Origin of the sequence: Stenotrophomonas sp. I18B00994, assembly GCF_014145825.1 — a bacterium.
Lineage (GTDB): Bacteria > Pseudomonadota > Gammaproteobacteria > Xanthomonadales > Xanthomonadaceae > Stenotrophomonas > Stenotrophomonas maltophilia.
Genome location: NZ_JACIUW010000014.1, coordinates 87,280 through 108,615, shown reverse-complemented (window position 1 = coordinate 108,615; position 21,336 = coordinate 87,280). Strand labels below are relative to the sequence as shown.

At 66.9% G+C, this 21,336-nt stretch carries 19 protein-coding genes; 14 read left to right on the top strand and 5 right to left on the bottom strand.

The window, feature by feature from the left end:
* Positions 1-392: 392 nt before the first annotated feature.
* Positions 393-2,108 (bottom strand): M28 family metallopeptidase, encoded by a 1,716-nt coding sequence (locus tag H4O10_RS15805; protein ID WP_005407779.1) that lies wholly within the window; start codon positions 2,106-2,108, stop codon positions 393-395.
* Positions 2,109-2,194: 86 nt separating this feature from the next.
* Complete coding sequence (locus tag H4O10_RS15800) at positions 2,195-2,857, bottom strand: hypothetical protein (RefSeq protein ID WP_005407780.1); 663 nt, start codon at positions 2,855-2,857, stop codon at positions 2,195-2,197.
* Between the two features lie 94 nt (positions 2,858-2,951).
* Here H4O10_RS15800 and H4O10_RS15795 point away from each other — a divergent pair, with 94 nt between their 5' ends.
* Together H4O10_RS15795 and H4O10_RS15790 are read left to right on the top strand one after the other, a co-directional pair.
* Positions 2,952-4,253 (top strand): peptidoglycan DD-metalloendopeptidase family protein, encoded by a 1,302-nt coding sequence (locus H4O10_RS15795; RefSeq protein WP_049454744.1) that lies wholly within the window; start codon positions 2,952-2,954, stop codon positions 4,251-4,253.
* A gap of 108 nt (positions 4,254-4,361) precedes the next feature.
* On the top strand, positions 4,362-5,870 hold the full coding sequence (locus tag H4O10_RS15790; RefSeq protein WP_088470129.1) for a S41 family peptidase: 1,509 nt from the start codon (positions 4,362-4,364) through the stop codon (positions 5,868-5,870).
* An 84-nt stretch (positions 5,871-5,954) separates the two neighbouring features.
* Here H4O10_RS15790 and H4O10_RS15785 read toward each other — a convergent pair whose 3' ends face one another.
* Positions 5,955-6,647 (bottom strand): rhomboid family intramembrane serine protease, encoded by a 693-nt coding sequence (locus H4O10_RS15785; protein ID WP_005407784.1) that lies wholly within the window; start codon positions 6,645-6,647, stop codon positions 5,955-5,957.
* Positions 6,648-6,874: 227 nt separating this feature from the next.
* Here H4O10_RS15785 and H4O10_RS15780 point away from each other — a divergent pair, with 227 nt between their 5' ends.
* The 3 genes from H4O10_RS15780 (at position 6,875) to H4O10_RS15770 (ending at position 10,027) form a co-directional block, all read left to right on the top strand.
* Entirely contained in the window at positions 6,875-8,227 is a 1,353-nt protein-coding gene (locus H4O10_RS15780; RefSeq protein WP_049417761.1) for an outer membrane protein transport protein, read from the top strand.
* Between the two features lie 140 nt (positions 8,228-8,367).
* Positions 8,368-8,967 carry a nicotinamide riboside transporter PnuC gene (gene pnuC, locus H4O10_RS15775; RefSeq protein WP_049431233.1) on the top strand — a complete coding sequence of 200 codons (600 nt, stop codon included), beginning with the start codon at positions 8,368-8,370 and terminating at the stop codon, positions 8,965-8,967.
* Positions 8,954-10,027, top strand: coding sequence for an AAA family ATPase (locus H4O10_RS15770; protein WP_049453408.1), 1,074 nt, complete (start codon positions 8,954-8,956; stop codon positions 10,025-10,027). Before pnuC ends, H4O10_RS15770 begins: the two co-directional genes overlap by 14 nt.
* Positions 10,028-10,145: 118 nt before the next feature.
* Here the strand turns inward: H4O10_RS15770 and putA are convergent, their stop codons facing one another.
* Positions 10,146-13,364 carry a bifunctional proline dehydrogenase/L-glutamate gamma-semialdehyde dehydrogenase PutA gene (gene putA / locus H4O10_RS15765; protein ID WP_049453409.1) on the bottom strand — a complete coding sequence of 1,073 codons (3,219 nt, stop codon included), beginning with the start codon at positions 13,362-13,364 and terminating at the stop codon, positions 10,146-10,148.
* A 274-nt stretch (positions 13,365-13,638) separates the two neighbouring features.
* Here putA and H4O10_RS15760 point away from each other — a divergent pair, with 274 nt between their 5' ends.
* From H4O10_RS15760 to H4O10_RS15735, 6 genes are read left to right on the top strand one after another with little or no spacing between them, the layout of a single operon-like run.
* A complete protein-coding gene (locus H4O10_RS15760; protein WP_021202927.1) occupies positions 13,639-14,115 on the top strand; it encodes a DUF2244 domain-containing protein in 477 nt (158 codons plus the stop codon).
* 11 nt (positions 14,116-14,126) lie between these two features.
* The gene (gene coxB / locus H4O10_RS15755; protein ID WP_049453411.1) at positions 14,127-15,083 is read left to right on the top strand and encodes a cytochrome c oxidase subunit II; all 957 of its coding nucleotides are present in this window, start codon (positions 14,127-14,129) and stop codon (positions 15,081-15,083) included.
* 59 nt (positions 15,084-15,142) lie between these two features.
* A complete protein-coding gene (gene ctaD / locus H4O10_RS15750) occupies positions 15,143-16,750 on the top strand; it encodes a cytochrome c oxidase subunit I (RefSeq protein WP_005407790.1) in 1,608 nt (535 codons plus the stop codon).
* 8 nt (positions 16,751-16,758) lie between these two features.
* Positions 16,759-16,995: a hypothetical protein gene (locus H4O10_RS15745; protein ID WP_033835837.1), complete on the top strand. Its 237-nt coding sequence runs from the start codon at positions 16,759-16,761 to the stop codon at positions 16,993-16,995.
* A complete protein-coding gene (locus tag H4O10_RS15740) occupies positions 16,992-17,582 on the top strand; it encodes a cytochrome c oxidase assembly protein (RefSeq protein WP_005412023.1) in 591 nt (196 codons plus the stop codon). Before H4O10_RS15745 ends, H4O10_RS15740 begins: the two co-directional genes overlap by 4 nt.
* A gap of 13 nt (positions 17,583-17,595) precedes the next feature.
* Positions 17,596-18,471 (top strand): cytochrome c oxidase subunit 3, encoded by an 876-nt coding sequence (locus H4O10_RS15735; protein WP_005412024.1) that lies wholly within the window; start codon positions 17,596-17,598, stop codon positions 18,469-18,471.
* A gap of 20 nt (positions 18,472-18,491) precedes the next feature.
* Here the strand turns inward: H4O10_RS15735 and H4O10_RS15730 are convergent, their stop codons facing one another.
* Positions 18,492-18,710 (bottom strand): twin transmembrane helix small protein, encoded by a 219-nt coding sequence (locus H4O10_RS15730; protein WP_005412025.1) that lies wholly within the window; start codon positions 18,708-18,710, stop codon positions 18,492-18,494.
* 57 nt (positions 18,711-18,767) lie between these two features.
* Here H4O10_RS15730 and H4O10_RS15725 point away from each other — a divergent pair, with 57 nt between their 5' ends.
* From H4O10_RS15725 to H4O10_RS15715, 3 genes are all read left to right on the top strand, one after another.
* The gene (locus tag H4O10_RS15725) at positions 18,768-19,481 is read left to right on the top strand and encodes an SURF1 family protein (RefSeq protein WP_033833635.1); all 714 of its coding nucleotides are present in this window, start codon (positions 18,768-18,770) and stop codon (positions 19,479-19,481) included.
* Positions 19,482-19,589: 108 nt separating this feature from the next.
* Positions 19,590-20,159 (top strand): hypothetical protein, encoded by a 570-nt coding sequence (locus tag H4O10_RS15720; protein WP_005412027.1) that lies wholly within the window; start codon positions 19,590-19,592, stop codon positions 20,157-20,159.
* Between the two features lie 10 nt (positions 20,160-20,169).
* The gene (locus H4O10_RS15715) at positions 20,170-21,333 is read left to right on the top strand and encodes a COX15/CtaA family protein (protein ID WP_005407797.1); all 1,164 of its coding nucleotides are present in this window, start codon (positions 20,170-20,172) and stop codon (positions 21,331-21,333) included.
* The last annotated feature ends 3 nt before the right edge of the window (positions 21,334-21,336 follow it).

The following is a 21,336-nucleotide window of genomic DNA, read 5'->3' as shown; positions in this document are numbered from 1 at the left end:
CCCGAACTCGGAAGTGAAACGCAGCTGCGCCGATGGTAGTGTGGCTCAAGCCATGCGAGAGTAGGTCATCGCCAGGGTTTACACCCAAAACCCCGCTGCTCACGCAGCGGGGTTTTTCTTTGTGCGCAGGAAACCCCGGTAGTGCCGGCCACTGGCCGGCAACCCGATGGCGTTGCATTGCCCGGTAGATCCACGCCATGCGTGGGTGCTCCGCGAGGAAGCATGGCGCCAACCAAGGTTGGCCGCTACCAATCGATTGCCGGCCAGCGGCCGGCACTACCGGCAGATCCACACCAACCGTGGATGAGCCGCCGACGGTACACAAAAGAAAAGCGGCGCCCCGTGGGGCGCCGCTCTGCTCTCAACGATGTTCAGTCGAGCATGGCCCGGCTTTACTTTGCCGAAGCCTTGTCCTTCATCATCGCGTCGCGGGCTGCCTTGAACGGGTTGCCTTCGTACCAGTTCGGCCAACGATCGCCACCGGCCAGTTCCTTGCCGACGCCGTACATCAGCTGCAGGTCCTCGACAGTCCCGTCCAGCTTCCAGGTGGACGCGTCGAACTCGTCCTTCGGACCGTGGTAGCGGTTGGCGCCGTAGTCCGCCGCGGCCTTGCGGCCGGCGTCCACGCCACCCTCGCGCAGGTCCTCGCCACCATCGGCGTACAGGGCCGGCACGCCGGCCTTGGCGAAGTTGAAGTGATCCGAGCGGAAGTAGAAGCCGCTCTGCACCGAGGTCTCACCATGCAGCGTGCGGTCCTGGGCCGCAGCCAGCGGCTTGAGGATGTCCTCCAGCTCCGAGCTGCCGAAGCCGGTGACGGTCACGTCCTTGGCACGGCCGGCCACCGACATCGCGTCGATGTTGATCACGCCGGCGATCTTGTCCAGCGGGAAGGTCGGGTGGGAGACGTAGTACTTCGAACCCAGCAGGCCGGACTCTTCCAGGGTCACCGCCAGGAACACCACCGAGCGCTCCGGCTTCGGATCCTGGTGGGCCATGGCTTCGGCCACCTCAAGGATGCCGGCCACGCCGGTCGCGTTGTCGACCGCACCGTTGTAGATATTGTCGCCGGTTTCACCCTCGTGCTTGCCCAGGTGGTCCCAGTGCGCCATGTACAGCACGGCCTCGTCGGCACGCTTGCTGCCTGGCAGCACGCCCACCACGTTGCGCGACTGCTTCTGCGCGATCTGGCTCTTCAGGTCGACCGTGGCGGTGGCCTTCAGCGGCACCGGCTTGAAGCCGCGCTTGCTCGCATCCTTGTAAGCCTGCGCCAGGTCCAGGCCGGCACCGGCAAACAGCGCCTTGGCGGCGTCGGCGCTCAGCCAGCCCTGCACCGGGATGCGGGCTTCCGGGTCATCCTTGGCCGGCAGGTCGTACTGCGGGCCGGCCCAGGAGTTCTTCACCACGTCCCAGCCATAGGAGGCACCGGCGGTGTCGTGCACGATCAGCGCCGCGGCGGCGCCCTTGCGCGCGGCCTCTTCGAACTTGTAGGTCCAGCGGCCGTAGTAGGTCATGCGCTTGCCGTCGAACAGCTTCGCGTCGTCAACATGGAAGCCCGGATCGTTGACGAACATCACGACCGTCTTGCCCTTCCAGTCCTGGCCGGCATAGTCGTTCCACTTCTGCTCCGGCGCATCAACGCCATAGCCGACGAACACCAGGTCGCTGGCATCGACTTTCACCTCAGCCTGGCCGGTACGGGTGCCGACCACCATGTCGGTACCGAACTTCAGCTCGGTGGTTTTGCCACCCTGGGTGATCTTCAGCACGGTCGATGCGTCGGCCGTGGTCTCGGTCATCGGCACGTCCTGGAACCAGCTGTCACCGTTGCCCGGCTGCAGGCCGATGCGCTGCATCTGGTCGCGGATGTAGTTGACCGTCAGTTCCTCGCCCTTGCTGCCCGGCGCGCGGCCTTCGAATTCATCCGAGGCCAGGGTCTTGACCATCTCGGCGAAGTCGCCGGCGTTGATCTCCGGGGAGAACTGATGAGCCGCCGGCTTCGCGGCAGCGGTGTCGGTGGCTGACGCCGGTGCGGTGGCCGGCGTGTCTTCGCCTTTGCAGGCACTGAGCGCGGCCGCGGCGGCCAGGCACAGAAGGAGTTTGCGGGGCATCGTCGATTCCTGGAAAACAAAGGGCGGCCGCGCGTCGTGCACGGCCGGTGTCAGCGAGTATCACCGAACCCGAAGGCGCGGTGCGCTCAGTCCGCCGGAGCGGTTTCGGTGTCGAACGGGATCGGCTCAGCGCCGGTGACCGGACCGATGCGCGCGGTGCGATGCACATAAAGCACCACCTCGCGTTCGAACTGCAGGGGGCCGTTGACCACGGCATTCGGGCCGACGATCACGCGCGGCTTGCGGCTGGCGGTGAGCGAGACGCTGAAGTTCGGCTTGCGCACGTGCACACCGCCGTTGACCTGGGAACCGATGCCGACGGTGATATCGCCGTTGACGGTCTCCACGTCCTTGCCGACGCGGCTTTCGACCAGGCCGATGCCACCGTTCACGGTTTCGACGCCGCCTTCGATCTGGCTGCCGCGATCGGTGAAGATGCTGCCGTTGACGGTGCTGACGCTGCCGTGTGCAATCACCTCGCGGCCCAGGCGTACGCCGCCGTTGACCGTTTCAATCTTGCCGGTACGTGCACGGTCGGCCACCTTGACCCCGCCGTTGACGGTGTCGATGCTGCCGGTCTCGACGCCTTCACCAACCCGGATACCGCCGTTGACGGTATCCAGCTTGCCGTAGCGCTGGCCAGGCTCGGCGCTGATGCTGCCGTTGACCTTGCTGATGTTGTCCTGGGCACCGGCGGGGCCGGCAACGAGCAGGACGCCCAACAACAGCGGAATGGAAAGAGTTTTCATGGGACCTCGATGGATGTGCGGCTGGCAGGCCGCGTGCGGAGATGTCACCATTCCCCGGTACCCCCTGCAACTGCCTGAAGTCACTGGAAAGCCCTTGCGCGACAACGCCTTCCCATCACGCCGACATCACATCGCCGTCATCCGCGGCGGGCGCTGCCTGCTGTTGGGGCTGGCCATCGCCTTGGCGCTGCCGTTGCAGGGCGCCGCTCAGACCACCCGCGAGACCGAGCGCAAGCTGCAGAAGCTGCGTAGCGAGTTGAAGGGCGTGGCGCAGGAGCGCAGGCAGATCGAGGGCCAGCGGGGCCAGGCCTCGCAGCAGCTGCGTGAGGCGGACGAGAAGGTGGCCCGCACCGGCCGTGCGCTTGCGCAGACTGAAACTGCGCTGCGCGAGCAGGGAAGGGCCCTGGCCGAGGCCGAACAACGCCGCAGCACGCTGCAGGCCAACCTCGCCCAGCAGCATCGCGAGCTGGCCGGCCTGCTGCGTGCGGCCTACCAGCTGGGCAACCATGCACCTCTGAAGCTGCTGCTGTCGCAGGACACGGTGGCCGATGCCAATCGTGCCCTGGCCTACCACCGCTACCTGCAACGCGAGCGGGCACAGCGCATCACCACGCTGACAGCCGACCTGAAAGAGCTGGAAGTGCTGCAGGCGCAGATCGCCGAGCGCAAGCAGAAGCTGCAGGGTGCGCAGCAGGACCAGAAGCAGCAGGCTGCGGCGCTGGAAGCCGACCGTCGCGATCGCGCCAGGACCGTCGCCTCGCTGGATGAGCGCTTCAAGGACCAGCGCGAGAAGGAACAGGCGCTGGGCCAGGACGCCAAGGCACTGGAGACGCTGCTGGCCAACCTGCGTGCCGCTGCGGCAAGGGCCGAAGCCGAGCGCCGCGCCGCGGCGCGGCGAGCAGCCGCTGAAAAGGCCGCCGCCGAGCGTGCCGCACGCCAGGCCGCCGCGCAGGGCCGCCCGCCACCGCCGCCCACCAAGGTCCCGCCTGCCGTGGCTTCCGCGCCGGCGCCGAAGGTCGGTGGCCTGGGCTGGCCGTTGTCGGGAAACCTGTTGGCCCGCTATGGCGGCAAGCTGCCCGACGGCCGCACCAGCAGCGGTGTGCTGATCGGCGCGCCCGCCGGCAGCACCGTCACCGCCGTGGCCGACGGCACCGTGGTGTTCTCCGACTGGATGACCGGCTACGGCATGATCCTGATCGTCGATCACGGCAACGGCTACATGAGCCTGTACGCGCACAACGACACCCTGCTGAAGGATGCGGGTGCCCGGGTCAGCCGCGGCGATGCGGTGGCCAAGGTCGGCAATTCCGGTGGCCAGGGCGTGACCGCGCTGTACTTCGAACTGCGCCGGGGCGGGCAGCCGGTCAACCCGGACAGCTGGCTGCAGCGGCGCTGAATCCGGCGCTGTCGCGTGGCGGACGGATTCAACGGGAATTTAGCTGTGCTTCGCGCATAATCGACGCATGTGCCTTGGGCACCATGCCACCGTCGACAGGAGTGATCCATGCGCGCAGCCCGTACCGCCACCCTCTTGCTGGCCCTCTTGCTGGCCCTGTTGCCGGCGCTGTCCTGGGCGCAGCAGACCGCGCCCGCCCCGAGCCAGGAAACCAGCGGGCAGGCAGCGAACAGCGAGGAGGCGGTGACCTCGAAGGTGCCGCTGGAGGACATCCGCCGCTTCGTGGCGGTGTACAACGCGGTGCGCGCGGCCTATGTCGACCCGGTCGATGACAAGAAGCTGATGCAGTCGGCGGTGCGCGGCCTGCTGCTCGACCTCGACCCGCACAGCACGTACTTCAACAAGGAAGACGCGCAGGCCTTCGACGAGCAGGCCAACGGCGCCTACGAGGGCATCGGCGTGGAGCTGCAGCAGCAGCCCGACAACGCCAGCATGAAGGTCATCTCGCCGATCGACGACACGCCGGCGGCCAAGGCCGGCATCCTCGCCGGTGACCTGATCATCGCCATCGACGGCAAGCCGATCAGTGCCATTGATGCGAGCGAACCGTTGCGTGGCCCGGCCGGCAGCAAGGTGGTGCTGACCATCGTGCGCGCGGGCAAGCCGAAGCCGTTCGACGTCAGCCTCACCCGCCAGACCATCCGCGTGACCAGCGTGCGCAGCCGCCTGCTGGAGCCGGGCTACGGCTACATCCGCCTGAGCACCTTCCAGGCCGACACCGGGTCGGACTTCCAGAAGCACCTGCAGCAGCTGCAGAAGCAGTCCGGTGGCCAGCTCAAGGGCCTGGTGCTGGATCTGCGCAGCAACCCGGGTGGGCTGCTGACTGCCGCGGTGCAGGTGGCCGACGACCTGCTCGACAAGGGCAACATCGTCAGCACCCGCGGCCGCATCAGCATCAGTGATGCACGGTTCGATGCGACGCCGGGCGACCTGCTGAAGGGCGCACCGGTGGTGGTGCTGGTCGATGCGGGATCGGCCAGCGCCTCGGAAGTGCTGGCTGGGGCGCTGCGCGACAACAAGCGCGCGCGCGTGGTCGGCAGCCGCACCTTCGGCAAAGGCTCGGTGCAGACCGTGCTGCCGCTGGACAACGGCGATTCGGTGAAGCTGACCACCGCGCGTTATTACACGCCGAGTGGCAAGTCGATCCAGGCCACTGGCATCGTGCCGGAAGTCGAACTGAAGCCTGCGGCGCGCCCGGAAGACGAGGCGCTGCCGGCCAGCCTGAGCGATTACAGCGAAGCGACCCTGCCAGGCCATCTGCGCGGCGATGACGAAGGCACCGAGGGCTACCACGCCGGTGCGGTGCTGCCGGGCGATGGCCCGATCAATGACGCGCTGGCCGAGCTGAAGAACCCGGGTTCGGTGGCTGCACGCTTGAAGGCCGAAGCGGCGAAGGCGGATGCGGCCAAGGCCGCGAAGGCCGCTGCGGCGAAGCCGGAAGCGAAGGTCGAACCTAAGCCGGAAGCACAGCCGGAAGCAAAGCCGGAAGCAAAGCCGGAAGCAAAGCCGGAAGCAAAGCCGGAAGCAAAGCCCGCACCGGCCCCAGCCAAGCCGTGAGGTAGCGCCGGGCCATGCCCGGCGTCGGCTCAAGGGCGGAAGAAGAAACCAAATGCCGGCCAGCGGCCGGCACTACCCGGGCGGTCAGAAGCCGTGGCGCTTGCGCAGCCGGCGGGCGATCGCCGCGCGCACGTAGACCCCGTACACCAGGCCGAACACGAAGCCGCCGATGTGGGCCCACCAGGCCACCATGCCGAAGCTCGGGCCGATATGGGCGAACACCACCTGCAGCGCTGCCCACACCCCGATCAGCAGGTAGGCCGGGGCACGCACGAATTCCAGGAACAGGCCAAGCGGGATCACCACGCCCAGCCGCGCCCCCGGGAACAGGGCCAGGTAGGCACCGATCAGTGCCGAGACCGCGCCGCTGGCACCGATGATGATCTGGTCCGGGCTGCCCATGGTGTAGATGGCCACCAGATTCGATACCGCGCCGCCGACCAGGAACAGCAGCAGCAGGCGCCAGGGCCCCAGCACCCGCTCGGCGGGCAGGCCGAAGATCAGCAGGAACACCAGGTTGCCCAGCAGGTGCGACCAGTCCGCGTGCAGGAACAGGGCGGTGAACAGGCGCAGCACGCTGCCGTCCTGCAGCGTCGCCCACCAGTCGAGCGGGTGGGTCAGGCCGGTGGACAGGGCGCCCCAGTCCAGCCAGAGACTGCCGCGGGCATCGTCCGGACGCGAGATCGACCACAGGAACGCCAGCCACAGTGCCGCAAACAGCACGGGCGTAGCCCAGCGGAGGGCCGCCTTCTTGCGGGACGGGAGGGAGACGAACATGGCACTAGCCTAGCGTGCGGGCGCTTGCGACGGGGATTGTCCTGTTCAGCTTTTGAGACGGAAAAACCGCCTGCGTCGTTATTGTTTCATTAACGGCTCTGGGTAATACTCGCATACGGCGTCGTATGTCGGGAGGGGAATCCGGCGCGCTTCGACGGGCCTCTGGGCCTGCCGGGCGCAGGCGCACTCAGAGCACCATCACCGCTTACCGGAGAGAGAGAACTACGATGCAAACCGCTTCCACCATTGCCCGACTGACCCTGCTGGCCGTCGGCGTTGCCGGTGCGCTGGCCGCCGCCGATGCCAATGCTGCCGCCTTCCAGCTGAAGGAAAACAGCGCCAAGGGCCTGGGCCGCGCGTTCGCCGGCTCCGGCAGCGCCGAAGGCGACGCCTCCATCATCGCCGTCAACCCGGCCGGCATGCGCCAGCTTGATGGCACCCTGATTCAGGGTGACCTGAGCGCCATCAGCTTCAAGGCCGAGTTCAAAGGCCAAGGCCGTAAGCCGACCGGCGCCGCGCAGACCGGCGGTGACGGCGGCGACGCTGGAATGATCGCCCCGGTTCCGGCCGCATACTTCCATATGCCAGTCGGCGAGAAGGCGCACTTCGGTGTGTCGCTGACTGCTCCGTTTGGTTTCAAGACCCAGTACGACAATGGTTGGGTGGGTCGCTACAGCGGCCTGAAGACCGATTTGAAGGCGATCGACCTCGGCTTCGCCGCATCCTATGACGTCAACCCGTACGTTTCCTTCGGTGCGTCGGTGTTCGTCGAGCACCTGACTATCGAGCTGAGCAACAACATCGATTTCGGTACTGCGCTGGCCCAGGCCCGCGTGCCGGGTTACGCCCCGGGCAGCGCCGACGGCAAGCTGACCGTTGAAGGCGACAACAATGCAGTGGGCTGGACGGTCGGTGGTCTGTTCTCGATCGATGAGAATACCCACATCGGCCTGAGCTACCGCTCCAAGGTTACGCACAAGATCACCGGTGGCGATGCCACCTTCCTGATGCCGAACGACAATGGCCGCACCGCGACCATCCTGGGACAGACTCAGCCGGGCCAGTTCGTCAGCACCAGCGGGAAGGCAACCGTAAAGCTGCCGGCGTCGGCAACCCTCAGTGTGACCCACAAGGTCAACGACCGCTGGACCGTGATGGGTGACGTCACCCGCACCGCTTGGTCGACCGCATTCGACGCTGTCACCATCGACTATGCTTCGGCCCAGAAGGACTCTGTGCTGGACTTCGGCTATCGCGATACCACCTTCGTGTCGCTGGGTGCGGACTACAAGCTGAGCGATACCGTCACCCTGCGCGGTGGTGTCGCGCTGGACCAGACCCCGACTACCGACGCTCATCGCGATGTGCGCGTGCCAGATACCAGCCGCAAGTGGCTGTCGCTGGGCGTGGGCTGGACCCCGTCGGCTAACACCGAATACAACTTCGGCTACACCCACCTGTTCACCAGCGACCCGAACGTGAACATCAAGCCGACTACCAACAACCAGGGCAACTCGCTGGCTGGCAAGTACAAGGTTCGTGGCGACGTGCTGGCAGCTTCGTTCCAGTACAAGTTCTGATCCAGGCGATTGCCTGAAGCAAGACACGGAAGGCCCCGCGTAAGCGGGGCCTTCTTTTTGCAGTGCGGCCCAGGGCATCCACGTCGGGCGTGGCTACGCCCGGTTGTGTACGCAGGGGGCGAATCCATGACAATGGCGTCATGAACCTGTCCGATCCGAACTTCCAGCTGGAGCTGGCTGCCAACATCGCCGTCGCTGGCTCGATCCTGCTGGCCGGTCGCAACAACGTGCACACCTGGTGGCTGGGCATCGTCGGTTGTGCGCTGTTTGCTGCGGTTTTCGAGCGCTCGCACCTGTATGCGGACATGGTGCTGCAGTTCTTCTTCATCGCCATCAGCGTGCTGGGCTGGTGGCAGTGGCTGCGTGGTGACCATGGCGCGCCGCTGCCGATCACTGCGCTGCGCCCACGTGCCTGGGCCTGGCTGGCGCCGCTGGCGGTAGTGGCCACCTTCGGCTACGGCTGGATGCTGGCCCGACTGACCAACGCCTATGCGCCCTACATCGATTCGGCGGTGCTGGTATTGAGCGTGATCGCGCAGATCCTGATGATGCGCCGCAAGCTGGAATCGTGGTGGGTGTGGCTGCTGGTGAACAGCGTGGCGGTGCCGCTGTACTACAGCCGTGGCCTGCACCTGACCTCGATCCTGTACATCGGTTTCTGGATAAACGCGCTGGTCGCCCTGCGCCATTGGCGCCATCTGATGCGGACCGAGGCCAAGGCAGCCGATGCCGCCGCCTGAGCGCGTTGCGCGGGGGTTGGTGGTGGGCAAGTTCTGCCCGCTGCACCTCGGCCACGAACGCCTGATCGAGTTCGCCGCCACGCGCTGCCGGCAGCTGCTGGTGATTGGCTGGTCGCAGCCGGGTTTCCCAGGCTACAGCGCCGAGCGTCGCGAGCGCTGGCTGCGAGCGCGCTTCCCGCAGGCGACGGTGGCGGTGCTCGATGATGCGCGCCTGGCGGCATTGTGCACCCAGCACGGTTTGCACGTGCGCTCGCTGCCGCAGGACAGCGACAACGAGCACGTGCAGCGCGAGTTCACCGCCTGGCTGTGCCTGAGCCTGTTCGGCGGGCCGGTGCAGGCGGTGTACACCGGCGAGGAATACGGTGACGGCTTCGCGCAGGCGTTGGCCACGCACTTCGGTGCGCCAGTACGCCATGAGCGGTTCGATCGCGCACTGGACGTCGGGCAGGCGTGCGGCACCCAGCTGCGCGCCGATCCGCATGCGCACCGCCATGGCCTTGCACCGAAGGTCTATGCCGGATACGTGCAGCGCGTGGCCTTCATTGGTGGCGAGTCCAGTGGCAAGACCACGCTGGCGCGGGTGATGGCCGAGCGCCTGCAGACCGCCTGGGTGCCGGAGTATGGCCGCACGCTCTGGGAGCAGCAGGGCGGCGACCTGATGCCGGACGATCTGCTTCGTATCGCGATGACCCAGCCGCAGCATGAAGAAGAGGCTGCGCGGCGGGCACATCGCTGGCTGTTCTGCGATACCCCGCCGCTGGTGACGCTGGGCTACAGCGGCTGGATGTCTGGTACGGCGCCGGAGGCACTGCGGCAGGCTGCATTGCGGCCATATGACCTGCTGTTCCTGTGCGCGCCGGATATTCCGTTCGACCAGGACGGCACACGGGAGGGGGAAGCATTCCGTGCGCAGCAGCATGCGTGGTACGTGCGCGAGCTGCAGGCGCGGGGCGTCGACCATGTGCTGCTGGAAGGCGATCTGGAGACGCGCATCGCGCGCGTACAGCGCGAGCTGGCTAAGCGTGCGGACAACCGGTTCAGTGTCGCCCTGCCTCTGTAGCGCCGAGCCCATGCTCGGCTGCGCCAGGAAAGCCGAGCGTGGGCTCGGCTCTACAGGAAGCAAAGCACAAGAAACCCCGCTTTCGCGGGGTTTTTCGTTCACTGCATGACGCTGACGATCAGTCGCCCAGGGTCAGCAGCGAGGCGTTGCCGCCGGCGGCGGTGGTGTTCACCGTCACCGTCTTTTCGGTGGCGAAGCGCAGCAGGTAGTGCGGGCCGCCGGCCTTCGGGCCGGTGCCGGACAGGCCCTGGCCGCCGAACGGCTGCACGCCGACCACCGCACCGATCTGGTTGCGGTTGACGTAGACGTTGCCGACATGGACGCCGTTGCTGATGCGGTCGACGGTCTCGTCGATGCGCGAATGCACGCCCAGGGTCAGGCCGTAGCCGGTGGCGTTGATCTGGTCGATCACCGCGTCGAGCTGGTCGCCCTTCCAGCGGATCACGTGCAGCACCGGGCCGAACACTTCCTTCTGCAGCTGGCCCAGGTCCTTCAGTTCGTACGCGCGCGGTGCGAAGAAGGTGCCGTTGGCGGCCTCGGCCGACAGCTCGGCGGCGGCGATCAGGCGCGCTTCGCGATCCATGCGCTCAGCGTGGTCCTGCAGGATCTTCAGCGCATCTGCGTCGATCACCGGGCCGACGTCGGTGGACAGCAGGCCGGGGTTGCCGACCTTCAGTTCCTTCATCGCACCGGCCAGCATGGTCATCACCTTGTCGGCGATGTCGTCCTGCACGAACAGCACGCGCGCGGCCGAGCAGCGCTGGCCGGCGGAGGTGAAGGCCGAACCGATCGCGTCCTTGACCAGCTGTTCCGGCAGCGCCGACGAATCGGCGATGAAGGCGTTCTGGCCGCCGGTCTCGGCAATCAGCACACCGATGGCGGCGTCACGCGCCGCCATCGCGCGGTTGATCGCACGGGCGGTGTCGGTGGAGCCGGTGAAGGCCACGCCGGCCACGCGCGGGTCGGCGGTCAGCGCGGCACCGACGGTAGCACCGTCGCCCGGCAGGAACTGCACCGCCTCGGCCGGCACGCCGGCGTCGTGCAGCAGCTTCACCGCGTAGTAGCCGATCAGGTTGGTCTGCTCGGCCGGCTTGGCGATGACGCTGTTGCCGGCGGCCAGGGCGGCAGCGACCTGGCCCAGGAAGATCGCCAGCGGGAAGTTCCACGGGCTGATGCAGACGAACACGCCGCGGCCGTGCAGCTGCAGCTCGTTGGACTCACCGGTCGGGCTCGGCAGCTTCTCGGCGTGGCTGAACTGCTCGCGCGCCTGCTTGGCGTAGTAGCGCAGGAAGTCCACCGCTTCGCGCACTTCGGCGATGCTGTCGGGCAGGCTCTTGCCGGCTTCCTTCACGCACAGCGCCATGAATTCCGGCATGCGTGCTTCCAGCTGGTCGGCGGCGTGCTCGAGGATGGCGGCGCGGCTGGCGGCCGGGGTGCGGTTCCAGGCCGGCTGCGCGGCTACGGCATTCGCCAGGGCCTTCTGCACGGTGGCGGCATCGGCGGCCAGCCACTGGCCGACCACTTCGCGGGTGTCGGCCGGGTTGGTCACCGGCAGCGCGGCGCCGGCCGGGTTGGCACCCGGTACCAGCGGCGAGGCCTGCCACGGCTTCACGGCGGCGTTGAGCTGCTCGGCCAGGGCGCGCAGTTCGTTGTCGTTGGCGAGGTTGGCGCCCATGGAGTTCTTCCTGTCGTGGTTCTGGCTGCGCAGCAGGTCAACCGGCAGCGGGATCTTGGGATGCGGAATCGATTCGAACGAGGCGACCATCTCGACCGGATCGCGGATCAGGTCGGCGATCGGCACGCGCTCGTCGGTGATGCGGTTGACGAAGCTGGAGTTGGCACCGTTTTCCAGCAGGCGGCGCACCAGGTACGGCAGCAGGTCTTCGTGCGAACCGACCGGGGCGTACACGCGGCAGGGCAGGTTCAAGCGGTCGGCCGGCACCACTTCGGCGTACAGGTCGTCGCCCATGCCGTGCAGCTTCTGGTGCTCGTACACGCCGCCGTTGGCGATGCTGCGCACGGCCGCGATGGTGTGCGCGTTGTGCGTGGCGAACATCGGGTAGATCGCGTCCGCATGGGTGAACAGCCGCTTGGCGCAGGCCAGGTAGGACACGTCGGTGTTCTGCTTGCGGGTGAACACCGGGTAGCCCGGGTAGCCTTCGATCTGCGCACGCTTGATCTCGGCATCCCAGTAGGCGCCCTTGACCAGGCGCACCTGCAGGCGGCGACCGGCACGGCGTGCCATGTCGGCCAGGTGGTCGATCGTGTACGGCGTGCGCTTCTGGTAGGCCTGCACGACCACGCCGAAGCCATCCCAGCCAGCCAGCGAGGCGTCGGAGAACACCTGCTCGATGATGTCCAGCGACAGTTCCAGGCGGTCGGACTCTTCGGCGTCGACGGTGCAGCCGATGCCGTAGCTCTTGGCCAGCTGTGCCAGTTCCAGCACGCCCGGCACCAGGTCCTTCAGCACGCGCTCGCGCTTGGCGTGCTCGTAGCGCGGGTACAGCGCCGACAGTTTGATCGAGATGCCCGGCGCGTTGTTGACGTCGCCGTCCGGACGGCCACCGCGGGCCTTGTGATCGCCGCCGATGGCGTGGATCGCACGACGGTAGTCTTCCAGGTAGCGCAGCGCGTCCTTCATGGTCAGCGCACCTTCGCCGAGCATGTCGAAGGAGTAGCGGTAGCTGGCGTTGTCGCCTTTGTGCGAGCGCGCCAGCGCTTCGCTGATGGTGCGGCCCATGACGAACTGGTGGCCCATGATCTTCATCGCCTGGCGCACGGCCAGGCGCACCACCGGCTCACCGACGCGGCCGACCAGGCGCTTGAACGCGCTGGGCGCATCGGCGCGGGTGGCGTCGTTCATCTGCACCAGCTTGCCGGTCAGCATCAGGCCCCAGGTGGAGGCATTGACCAGCACCGAGTCGCTGCCGCCCAGGTGCTTTTCCCAGTCGGCATCGGCCAGCTTGTCGCGGATCAGCTTGTCGGCGGTGTCCTGGTCCGGAATACGCAGCAGTGCCTCGGCCACGCACATCAGCAGCACGCCTTCCTCGCTGCCCAGGTCGTATTGGCGCATGAAGGCTTCGATCGCGCCCTGGTCCTTGGCGCGCACGCGCACGCGGCCGACCAGGTCGGCCGCCAGTGCCTGCACCCGGGCCTGCTCGTCGGCGGGCAGGCGGGCCTGCGCCAGCAGCTCGCGCACGTGGGTGGCCTCGTCCTTCAACCAGGCGTCGGTGATGGCCTGGCGGAACGGGTTGGGAGGCGCCGGCAGTTCCGGCGACAGCAACGCGCCGGGACGCGGGGCGTCGTGGGCTGCAGGGGAGGAGGAAGGTGCGTTCATGCCGGTCCGGCCAGTGGAAAACTTGGCGATTTTAATCATTTTTGCGGGTTGCGGAAGTGCCCAGCAGCCACCTTCGTGAAGCGCTGATAGCCAATAGCTGCGGTGGATTCAGCGTGTTCAGCAAGTGCGTAGGAGTTTATGCCGAATTCGTCATTCGTACCGCCGACCTCATGCTGTGTTGCAGCATCGGAAAATGTGTGAATGCACCCTTGCTACCGGCGAGAGGGCGGGGCTACCATCGAGGCGTTTCCCGCGGCAGGAACGCGGTTGCGACATGATCGAGGTGCTTCCAGCTCCGGATGGGTCAGGTACGCAGCTGCGGCTGCGTCCCCCACGGGCGCTCGATGCCCGGCAGTTCGTCCTGTTGTTCACCGTGTTGTCGGGTGCGATGTGGCTGGTGTCCGCCCTCGGGTGGTGGGCCGGCAATGCATTCGCCCCCCTGTTCGCGCTGCTGTACAGCCTGGTGCTGGCGGCCGCGCTGCGTGCCTTGTGGCGCAGCGGTGAACGGCAGGAGGAGATCCGGGTAGTGCCGGCGTACGTGGAGGTCATCCCCGTACCCGGTGGATCGCCGGTGTTCCGGGCCCATCCCCACTGGGTGCGCCTGCTCACCGACGATGAGAGGGTCCGGCTGGCATCCAGCGGCCGGCAGGTGGAGGTGGGGAGTTTCCTCGCGCCGGCCGAACGTCAGACGCTCGCAGAGACACTTGAAAGCTTGCTCGCCGCCAGCGATGGCGGCAACCGACGACGCTAAGGGTCTAGGCAATGAAGCAAAGCAGCAGGTGGGGCACGAAGTGCGTGAACGCGGTCGCCGCGATGCTGGCGACCGGGGGACTGATGCCGGCGTTGGCCTGGGCCCAGGCGGCCGATCCGAAGCCGTGGCAGCTGAACATGGGCAAGGGGGTGACCCAGACCTCGCGCCTGGCCTGGGAATCGAACAACCTGTCGTTGATCATCTGCACGGTGATCGGCGTCATCGTGTTCGGGGCGATGGCCTACGCCATCTTCAAGTTCCGCAAATCCAAGGGCGCGGTCGCGGCCACCTTCAGCCACAACACCAAGGCCGAGATCATCTGGACAGTGATCCCGGTGATCATCCTGATCGTGATGGCATGGCCGGCCACGGCCAACCTGATCAAGATGTACGACACCCGCGATGCCGAGATGACGGTGAAGGTCACCGGCTACCAGTGGATGTGGAAGTACGAATACCTCGGCGAGAACGTCACCTTCACCAGCCGCCTGGACCGCGAGTCCGACCGGGTGCGGCAGAGCGGCATCGTGCCGACCCGCGAAAGCCATCCGCACTACCTGCTGGATGTCGACAACCGCCTGGTGCTGCCGGTCGATACCAAGGTGCGTTTCGTCATCACCTCCGACGACGTGATCCACGCCTGGTGGGTACCGGCGCTGGGCTGGAAGCAGGACGCCATCCCCGGCTTCATCAACGAAGCCTGGACCCGCATCGAGCAGCCGGGTGTCTACCGCGGCCAGTGCGCCGAGCTGTGTGGCAAGGACCACGGCTTCATGCCGATCGTGGTCGAGGCGGTGTCCAAGGAAGAGTTCAAGCAGTGGCTGGCGCAGCGCAAGCCGGCGCCGCCCGCCGAGCCCGCCACGCCTGCGGCACCTGCCGAACCGACTGCACCGACGGGCGAGGCACCGGCTGCGCCTGCTGCTGCAGAAGCGGGCAGCGCGCCTGCCACCGCGGCCAGCGGAGCGTGATGTAAAGCCCGCAGCCGTTCGCGGCCGCGGTGACAACCGATTCTGAGAGGTGTTTTGCAATGGCGCACTCGGCAGTTGGGCACGACGATCACCATCACCACCAGAGCTTCTTCGAACGTTGGTTCTTCTCGACCAACCACAAGGACATCGGCACGCTGTACCTCGGTTTCAGCTTCATCATGTTCATCATCGGCGCGGCGATGAGCGTGGTGATCCGCGCCGAGCTGGCGCAGCCGGGCCTGCAGTTCGTCAAGCCCGAGTTCTTCAACCAGATGACCACCGTGCATGCGCTGGTGATGATCTTCGGCGGGGTGATGCCGGCCTTCGTCGGACTGGCCAACTGGATGATCCCGCTGCAGATCGGCGCGCCGGACATGGCGCTGCCACGCATGAACAACTGGTCGTTCTGGCTGCTGCCGGTGGCATTCAGCCTGCTGCTGCTGACCCTGTTCCTGCCGGGCGGTGCACCGGCCGGTGGCTGGACGCTGTACCCGCCGCTGTCGCTGCAGGGCGGCTACAACGTCGCTTTCAGCGTGTTCGCCATCCACGTGGCCGGCATCAGTTCGATCATGGGCGCGATCAACATCATCGCCACCGTGCTCAACATGCGTGCGCCGGGCATCGACCTGCTGAAAATGCCGATCTTCTGCTGGGCCTGGCTGATCACCGCCTTCCTGCTGATCGCGGTGATGCCGGTGCTGGCCGGCGCGGTGACCATGCTGCTGACCGACAAGTTCTTCGGCACCAGCTTCTTCAATGCCGCCGGTGGCGGTGACCCGGTGATGTACCAGCACATCTTCTGGTTCTTCGGCCATCCCGAGGTCTACATCATGATCCTGCCCGCCTTCGGCGTGGTCAGCGAGATCATCCCGACCTTCAGCCGCAAGCCGCTGTTCGGCTACCAGGCGATGGTGTACGCGACCGCCGCGATCGCCTTCCTGTCGTTCATCGTCTGGGCCCACCACATGTTCACCGTGGGCATGCCGCTGGGCGGCGAGATCTACTTCATGTTCGCCACCATGCTGATCTCGATCCCGACCGGGGTGAAGGTGTTCAACTGGGTCAGCACCATGTGGCGGGGCTCGTTGACGTTCGAGGCACCGATGCTGTGGTCGGTGGCCTTCGTCATCCTGTTCACCATCGGTGGCTTCTCCGGCCTGATGCTGGCGATCGTCGCCGCCGACTTCCAGTACCACGACACCTACTTCGTGGTCGCCCACTTCCACTACGTGCTGGTGACCGGTGCGGTGTTCGCGCTGATCGCGGCGGTGTATTACTGGTGGCCGAAGTGGACGGGACGGATGTACAGCGAGAAGTGGGCCAAGGTGCACTTCTGGTGGTCGATCGTGTTCGTCAACCTGCTGTTCTTCCCGCAGCACTTCCTCGGCCTGGCCGGCATGCCGCGCCGCATTCCGGACTACAGCGTAGCGTTTGCCGACTGGAACCTGATCAGCTCGATCGGTGCGTTCGGCATGTTCGTCACCCCGTTCATGATGGCCGCGATCCTGCTGTCCTCGCTGCGCAACGGCGAGAAGGCCGAGGCCCGTTCCTGGGAAGGCGCGCGCGGCCTGGAGTGGACGCTGCCGTCGCCGGCACCGGCGCACACCTTCACCACGCCGCCGACCATCCGCCCGGGAGATCTGGCGCATGACGACATCACGCATTGAGGTGGGGCATGCATAACGAGAGCCCGCTGCCGATCGGTAGAGTCGACTGTCAGTCGACTCGCGAAGTGCAGCCGACTAACAGTCGGCTCTACCAAAGCCAAAGCCAAAGCCAAAGCCAGACCGAAGCCCAACGCCACGGCATCGAACAGCAACGCCAGCGCGCCAGGCGCACGGCGATGTGGGTCGGCGCCATCGCCGTGCTGGTCTACGTCGGCTTCATCCTCAGCGGGGTGATCGGCCGATGAGCGAGGCGCCAGCCAGCACACCGTCTCGCAGTGCGGGGCTGCCGCGCCTGATCGGTGTGGCGGTGGCGGTGTTCCTGCTCACGTTCTCGCTGGTGCCGCTGTACCGCATCGCCTGCGAGAAGGTGTTCGGTGTGCGCCTGGAACGCGGCCCCGGTGGCGAAGCCAGTGCAGGCGCCGCCACCGGCAAGCGCACCGTGCGCGTGGAGTTCGACGGCGGCGTCAATTCGCGCCTGCCGTGGTCGTTCCATCCCGAACAGCTGACCATGGACGTGGTGCCCGGCGAACTCAACGAAGCGCTGTACTTCGCCCGCAACGACAGCCAGCAGGCGGTGGTCGGCAGTGCGGTGCCTTCGGTGGCGCCGGCGCGTGCCTCGGGCTTCTTCAGCAAGACCGAGTGCTTCTGTTTCACCGCGCAGACGCTGCAGGCCGGCGAGAAGCGCGACATGCCGGTGCGTTTCATCGTCGATCCGGACCTGCCGCCCGAGATCAAGACGATCACCTTGTCCTACACCTTCTATCGCAACGACGCGCTGTCCGATCGGCTGGCCCCGGCCGCCACCTCGGAAGGCGCGCACGCCGCACCCTGACCCGGATACCGACATGGCCCAGACACCGACCGACGCCAACGTGTACTTCGTCCCGGCCCAGAGCAAATGGCCGTTCGTGGGTTCCATCGCGATGATGGTGACCATGGTGGGCGTGGCCAGCTGGCTCAACGATGCCAGCTGGGGACGCTGGACCTTCTACATCGGCATCGCGATGCTGGTGCTGACGTTATTCTGGTGGTTCAGCGACGTGGTGCGCGAGTCGCAGGCGGGCAACTACAACCACCAGGTCGATGGCTCGTTCCGGATGGGGATGATCTGGTTCATCTTCTCCGAAGTGATGTTCTTCGGCGCCTTCTTCGGTGCGCTGTTCTACACCCGCAACCTGGGCCTGTCGTGGCTGAGCGGCGAAGGCCGCGGGGTGATGACCAACGAGCTGCTCTGGCAGGGTTATTCCGCCGGCTGGCCGACCAACGGCCCCGCGGCGATCGGCGGCGCGTTCCAGACCATCCCGGCCTGGGGCCTGCCGCTGATCAATACGCTGATCCTGCTGACCTCCGGCGTGACCCTGACCATCGCCCACCACGCGCTGAAGGCCGGCAACCGCCGCCAGCTGCTGATCTGGCTGGGCCTGACCGTGGTGCTTGGCCTGGGCTTCCTCACCCTGCAGGCGGAGGAGTACATCCACGCCTACAAGGAACTGAACCTGACGCTCGGCTCGGGCATCTACGGTTCAACGTTCTTCATGCTGACCGGCTTCCACGGCGCGCACGTGCTGCTGGGCACGATCATGCTGATCGTGATGTGGCTGCGTTCGGCCAAGGGACACTTCACCCGCGACAATCATTTCGGTTTTGAAGCGGCCGCGTGGTACTGGCACTTCGTCGACGTGGTGTGGCTGATGCTCTTCATGTTCGTCTACGTGCTTTGACCGCGCACGCATCGGTGACCTCAGCCGCCGATGCCGTGCGGTTTGATCCAGCCCATGTAGATGCTCACGATCACCAGCAGGATCAACGCAACCGACACCGCGATGCGGCGCGTCAGTGCGTTGACCGTGCGCTTGGTCTGGCCGCGGTCGACCAGCAGGTAATACAGGCCGGCGCCCAGATTCCAGACGATGACGATCAGAAACGCGATTACCAGCAGGGTCTTCAGCGAATCACTCATGCGCGGCTCGAGGGCAGGGTGGATGCGCCTATCTGACCGCGTTTGCGCGGACTTGTCATGATGCGCCAGCACACGCGCGTGATCGCATGGCTGCTGGCGGTGCTGGCAATGGTTGGTTTCACCGCATTGGGGCTGTGGCAGCTGCAGCGCATGCATGCCAAACAGGCAATGTTGGATGCACAAGGTCCAGCTGTGGCACAGGCGATGCCACTGGCGCAGGCCCTGGCTGCACCTGGCGCATTGCACGGCGTGGCCGACCACGGCCGTTTCCTGCCCGGCGTGGTGCTGCTGGACAACCAGACCCGGCACGGCCGCGCGGGCGTGAAGATCTATCGCCCGTTCCGCAGTGACGAGGGCAGCGTGCTGCTGGTCGATCTGGGCTGGCGCGCGCTGCCGCCCGATCGCAGGCTGCCGGATGTGCCGTCGCCGCCTTCGCCGGTGGCGGTGCGTGGCCTGCTGGCGCCGCCGCCGTCGGCGGGGCTGGCCTTGGGCCCGGCGTTCTCCGCTACCGATGAGGCCGGGCGTTGGCTGGCCAGCCGCTTGCCCGACGAGGGCCTGGCGGCGGCGCTTGGCCTGCCGGCATTGCCCGATCGCGTTCTGCGGCTGGACCCGGCGCTGCCATTTGGCGACGAACGCGACCTGGACCTGCTGCCGAACACGCTGCCGCCGCAGCGCCACCTGGGCTACGCCGTGCAGTGGTTCGGGCTGGCCCTGACCGTGCTGGTGGTCGCGCTGGTACTGGAGTGGCGCAGGCGACGTGCTGCCCGGTAGTGCCGGCCGCTGGCCGGCAACCCCCGCATTCCTGGATGCCGGCGGGCGGCCGGCACTACCGCGGCGTCACACCCGCATCCCTCACCCAACCATGAGAAAATGCCCCGCATGAACACTGCTACGTCCCCGCAGGCGCGCGGCTCCGGCCGCCGGACCCTGGTGCTGCTGTTTGCCGTGTTCTTCGGGGCGATGGCGCTGGCCGCCGTGCTGCGCTTCTCTGGCTGGCAGCCCACCGGGCACCGCAATGCCGGCCAGCTGCTGAAGCCGCCGGTGGACCTGCGCCAGCAGGCGCCGACCCTGGCCAACGGCCAGCCGTACCCGTGGAACCCCGAAGCCCGTACCTGGCGCCTGCTGGTGGCGCCGGCCGGTGCCTGCGACGCGCAGTGCGTCACTTTGTCGCAGGGACTGGGCAAGGTGTGGCAGCTGTTCGGCCATAACGCCGATAATGTCGAAATCCTGTGGCTGGGAACGCCACCGGCGTCGATCGCCTCGCTGCCCGCGCTGCGGCCGCTGGCTCCGTCGCCAGCACTGCGCGCGGCCCTGCCCGGCGTCGACGATCCGGCTGGCCTGCCGGTCTACGTGATCGATCCGAACGGCTTCGTGATCATGCGTCATGCCCCGGGCACCGACCTCGGTGGCCTGCGCAAGGACATGGCCACGTTGCTGAAACTGAAGTGAGTCCCGTTTGATGAGCCTTTCCGCGCGTCCGGCGCTGCACCGCAATTTCCACCGCCTGGCGTGGTTCGCCATGATCATGACCGCGAGCACGATCATGTTCGGCGCCTTCGTGCGCCTGTCCGATGCCGGCCTGAGCTGCCCGGACTGGCCGACCTGCTATGGCCAGGCCACCTGGCCGCAGCACGTGGAAGAGACCATCGGCCACCCGGCGGCGGAGATCCGCCCGCTGGAGACCCACAAGGCCTGGCGTGAACAGGTGCACCGCTTCCTGGCCGGCGCACTGGGCATCGAGATCCTGACCCTGGCGCTGCTGGCCACGCGCAAGCGGCGATTCGGAAGCACGGCGGTGGTGACCGCCTGCGTGCTGGTGGCCGCCGGCATACCCCTGTACATGATGGGCTGGCATGGCACCGCCAGTACCTTGGCTCTGATCGGCGAGGCGATCCTGCTGATCGCCGCGCTGCGCTGGAGCAACATCGACCTGGCGCGCGCTGCACTGCTGACCCTGGCCGTGGTGATCTTCCAGGCCCTGCTGGGCATGTGGACGGTGACCCTGCTGCTCAAGCCCATCGTGGTGATGGGGCACCTGCTGGGCGGCATGCTGATGTTCGCGCTGCTGGTCTGGATGGCCTGGCGCGCCACGCACATGCCGATCACCCTGGCCGAAGCGCCGAAGCTGAAGTGGGTGCTGCGCATCGGCGTGGCGGTGCTGGTCACCCAGATCGCACTGGGCGGCTGGGTCAGTGCCAACTACGCGGCGCTGGCCTGCGGCGGCGGCAGCGCCTCGCTGGACAACTTCCCCCGCTGTGCCAACCAGTGGTGGCCGCAGCACAACTTCGTCGAAGGCTTCACCCTGTGGCGCGGCATCGGCGTGGATTACGAAGGCGGCGTGCTGGATGGCGCCTCGCGTATCGCCATCCAGATGGCGCACCGGCTGTTCGCGGTGGTGGTGGCCGTCTACCTGCTGTGGCTGGGCGTGCGCCTGTTCCGCTTGCCGAGCATGCGTGGCTGGGCCAGCGCGCTGATCGCGCTGCTGGTGCTGCAGGTCACCCTCGGCATCCTCAACGTGAAGCTGGCGCTGCCGCTGGAAGTGGCGGTGGCCCACAACGGCGTGGCCGTTGCCCTGTTGTTCGTGCTGGTCAGCCTGCTGGCCCGCCTGCGCGCCCCGGACTGACTC

Excerpts from the sequence above, each read along its gene's own strand:
- H4O10_RS15805 (WP_005407779.1), bottom strand. The coding sequence starts at position 2,108 with ATGCCCCGCAAACTCCTTCTGTGCCTGGCCGCCGCGGCCGCGCTCAGT.
- H4O10_RS15800 (WP_005407780.1), bottom strand. The coding sequence starts at position 2,857 with ATGAAAACTCTTTCCATTCCGCTGTTGTTGGGCGTCCTGCTCGTTGCC.
- H4O10_RS15790 (WP_088470129.1), top strand. The coding sequence starts at position 4,362 with ATGCGCGCAGCCCGTACCGCCACCCTCTTGCTGGCCCTCTTGCTGGCC.
- H4O10_RS15785 (WP_005407784.1), bottom strand. The coding sequence starts at position 6,647 with ATGTTCGTCTCCCTCCCGTCCCGCAAGAAGGCGGCCCTCCGCTGGGCT.
- H4O10_RS15780 (WP_049417761.1), top strand. The coding sequence starts at position 6,875 with ATGCAAACCGCTTCCACCATTGCCCGACTGACCCTGCTGGCCGTCGGC.
- pnuC (WP_049431233.1), top strand. The coding sequence starts at position 8,368 with ATGAACCTGTCCGATCCGAACTTCCAGCTGGAGCTGGCTGCCAACATC.
- H4O10_RS15770 (WP_049453408.1), top strand. The coding sequence starts at position 8,954 with ATGCCGCCGCCTGAGCGCGTTGCGCGGGGGTTGGTGGTGGGCAAGTTC.
- putA (WP_049453409.1), bottom strand. The coding sequence starts at position 13,364 with ATGAACGCACCTTCCTCCTCCCCTGCAGCCCACGACGCCCCGCGTCCC.
- H4O10_RS15760 (WP_021202927.1), top strand. The coding sequence starts at position 13,639 with ATGATCGAGGTGCTTCCAGCTCCGGATGGGTCAGGTACGCAGCTGCGG.
- coxB (WP_049453411.1), top strand. The coding sequence starts at position 14,127 with ATGAAGCAAAGCAGCAGGTGGGGCACGAAGTGCGTGAACGCGGTCGCC.
- ctaD (WP_005407790.1), top strand. The coding sequence starts at position 15,143 with ATGGCGCACTCGGCAGTTGGGCACGACGATCACCATCACCACCAGAGC.
- H4O10_RS15745 (WP_033835837.1), top strand. The coding sequence starts at position 16,759 with ATGCATAACGAGAGCCCGCTGCCGATCGGTAGAGTCGACTGTCAGTCG.
- H4O10_RS15740 (WP_005412023.1), top strand. The coding sequence starts at position 16,992 with ATGAGCGAGGCGCCAGCCAGCACACCGTCTCGCAGTGCGGGGCTGCCG.
- H4O10_RS15735 (WP_005412024.1), top strand. The coding sequence starts at position 17,596 with ATGGCCCAGACACCGACCGACGCCAACGTGTACTTCGTCCCGGCCCAG.
- H4O10_RS15730 (WP_005412025.1), bottom strand. The coding sequence starts at position 18,710 with ATGAGTGATTCGCTGAAGACCCTGCTGGTAATCGCGTTTCTGATCGTC.
- H4O10_RS15725 (WP_033833635.1), top strand. The coding sequence starts at position 18,768 with ATGATGCGCCAGCACACGCGCGTGATCGCATGGCTGCTGGCGGTGCTG.
- H4O10_RS15720 (WP_005412027.1), top strand. The coding sequence starts at position 19,590 with ATGAACACTGCTACGTCCCCGCAGGCGCGCGGCTCCGGCCGCCGGACC.
- H4O10_RS15715 (WP_005407797.1), top strand. The coding sequence starts at position 20,170 with ATGAGCCTTTCCGCGCGTCCGGCGCTGCACCGCAATTTCCACCGCCTG.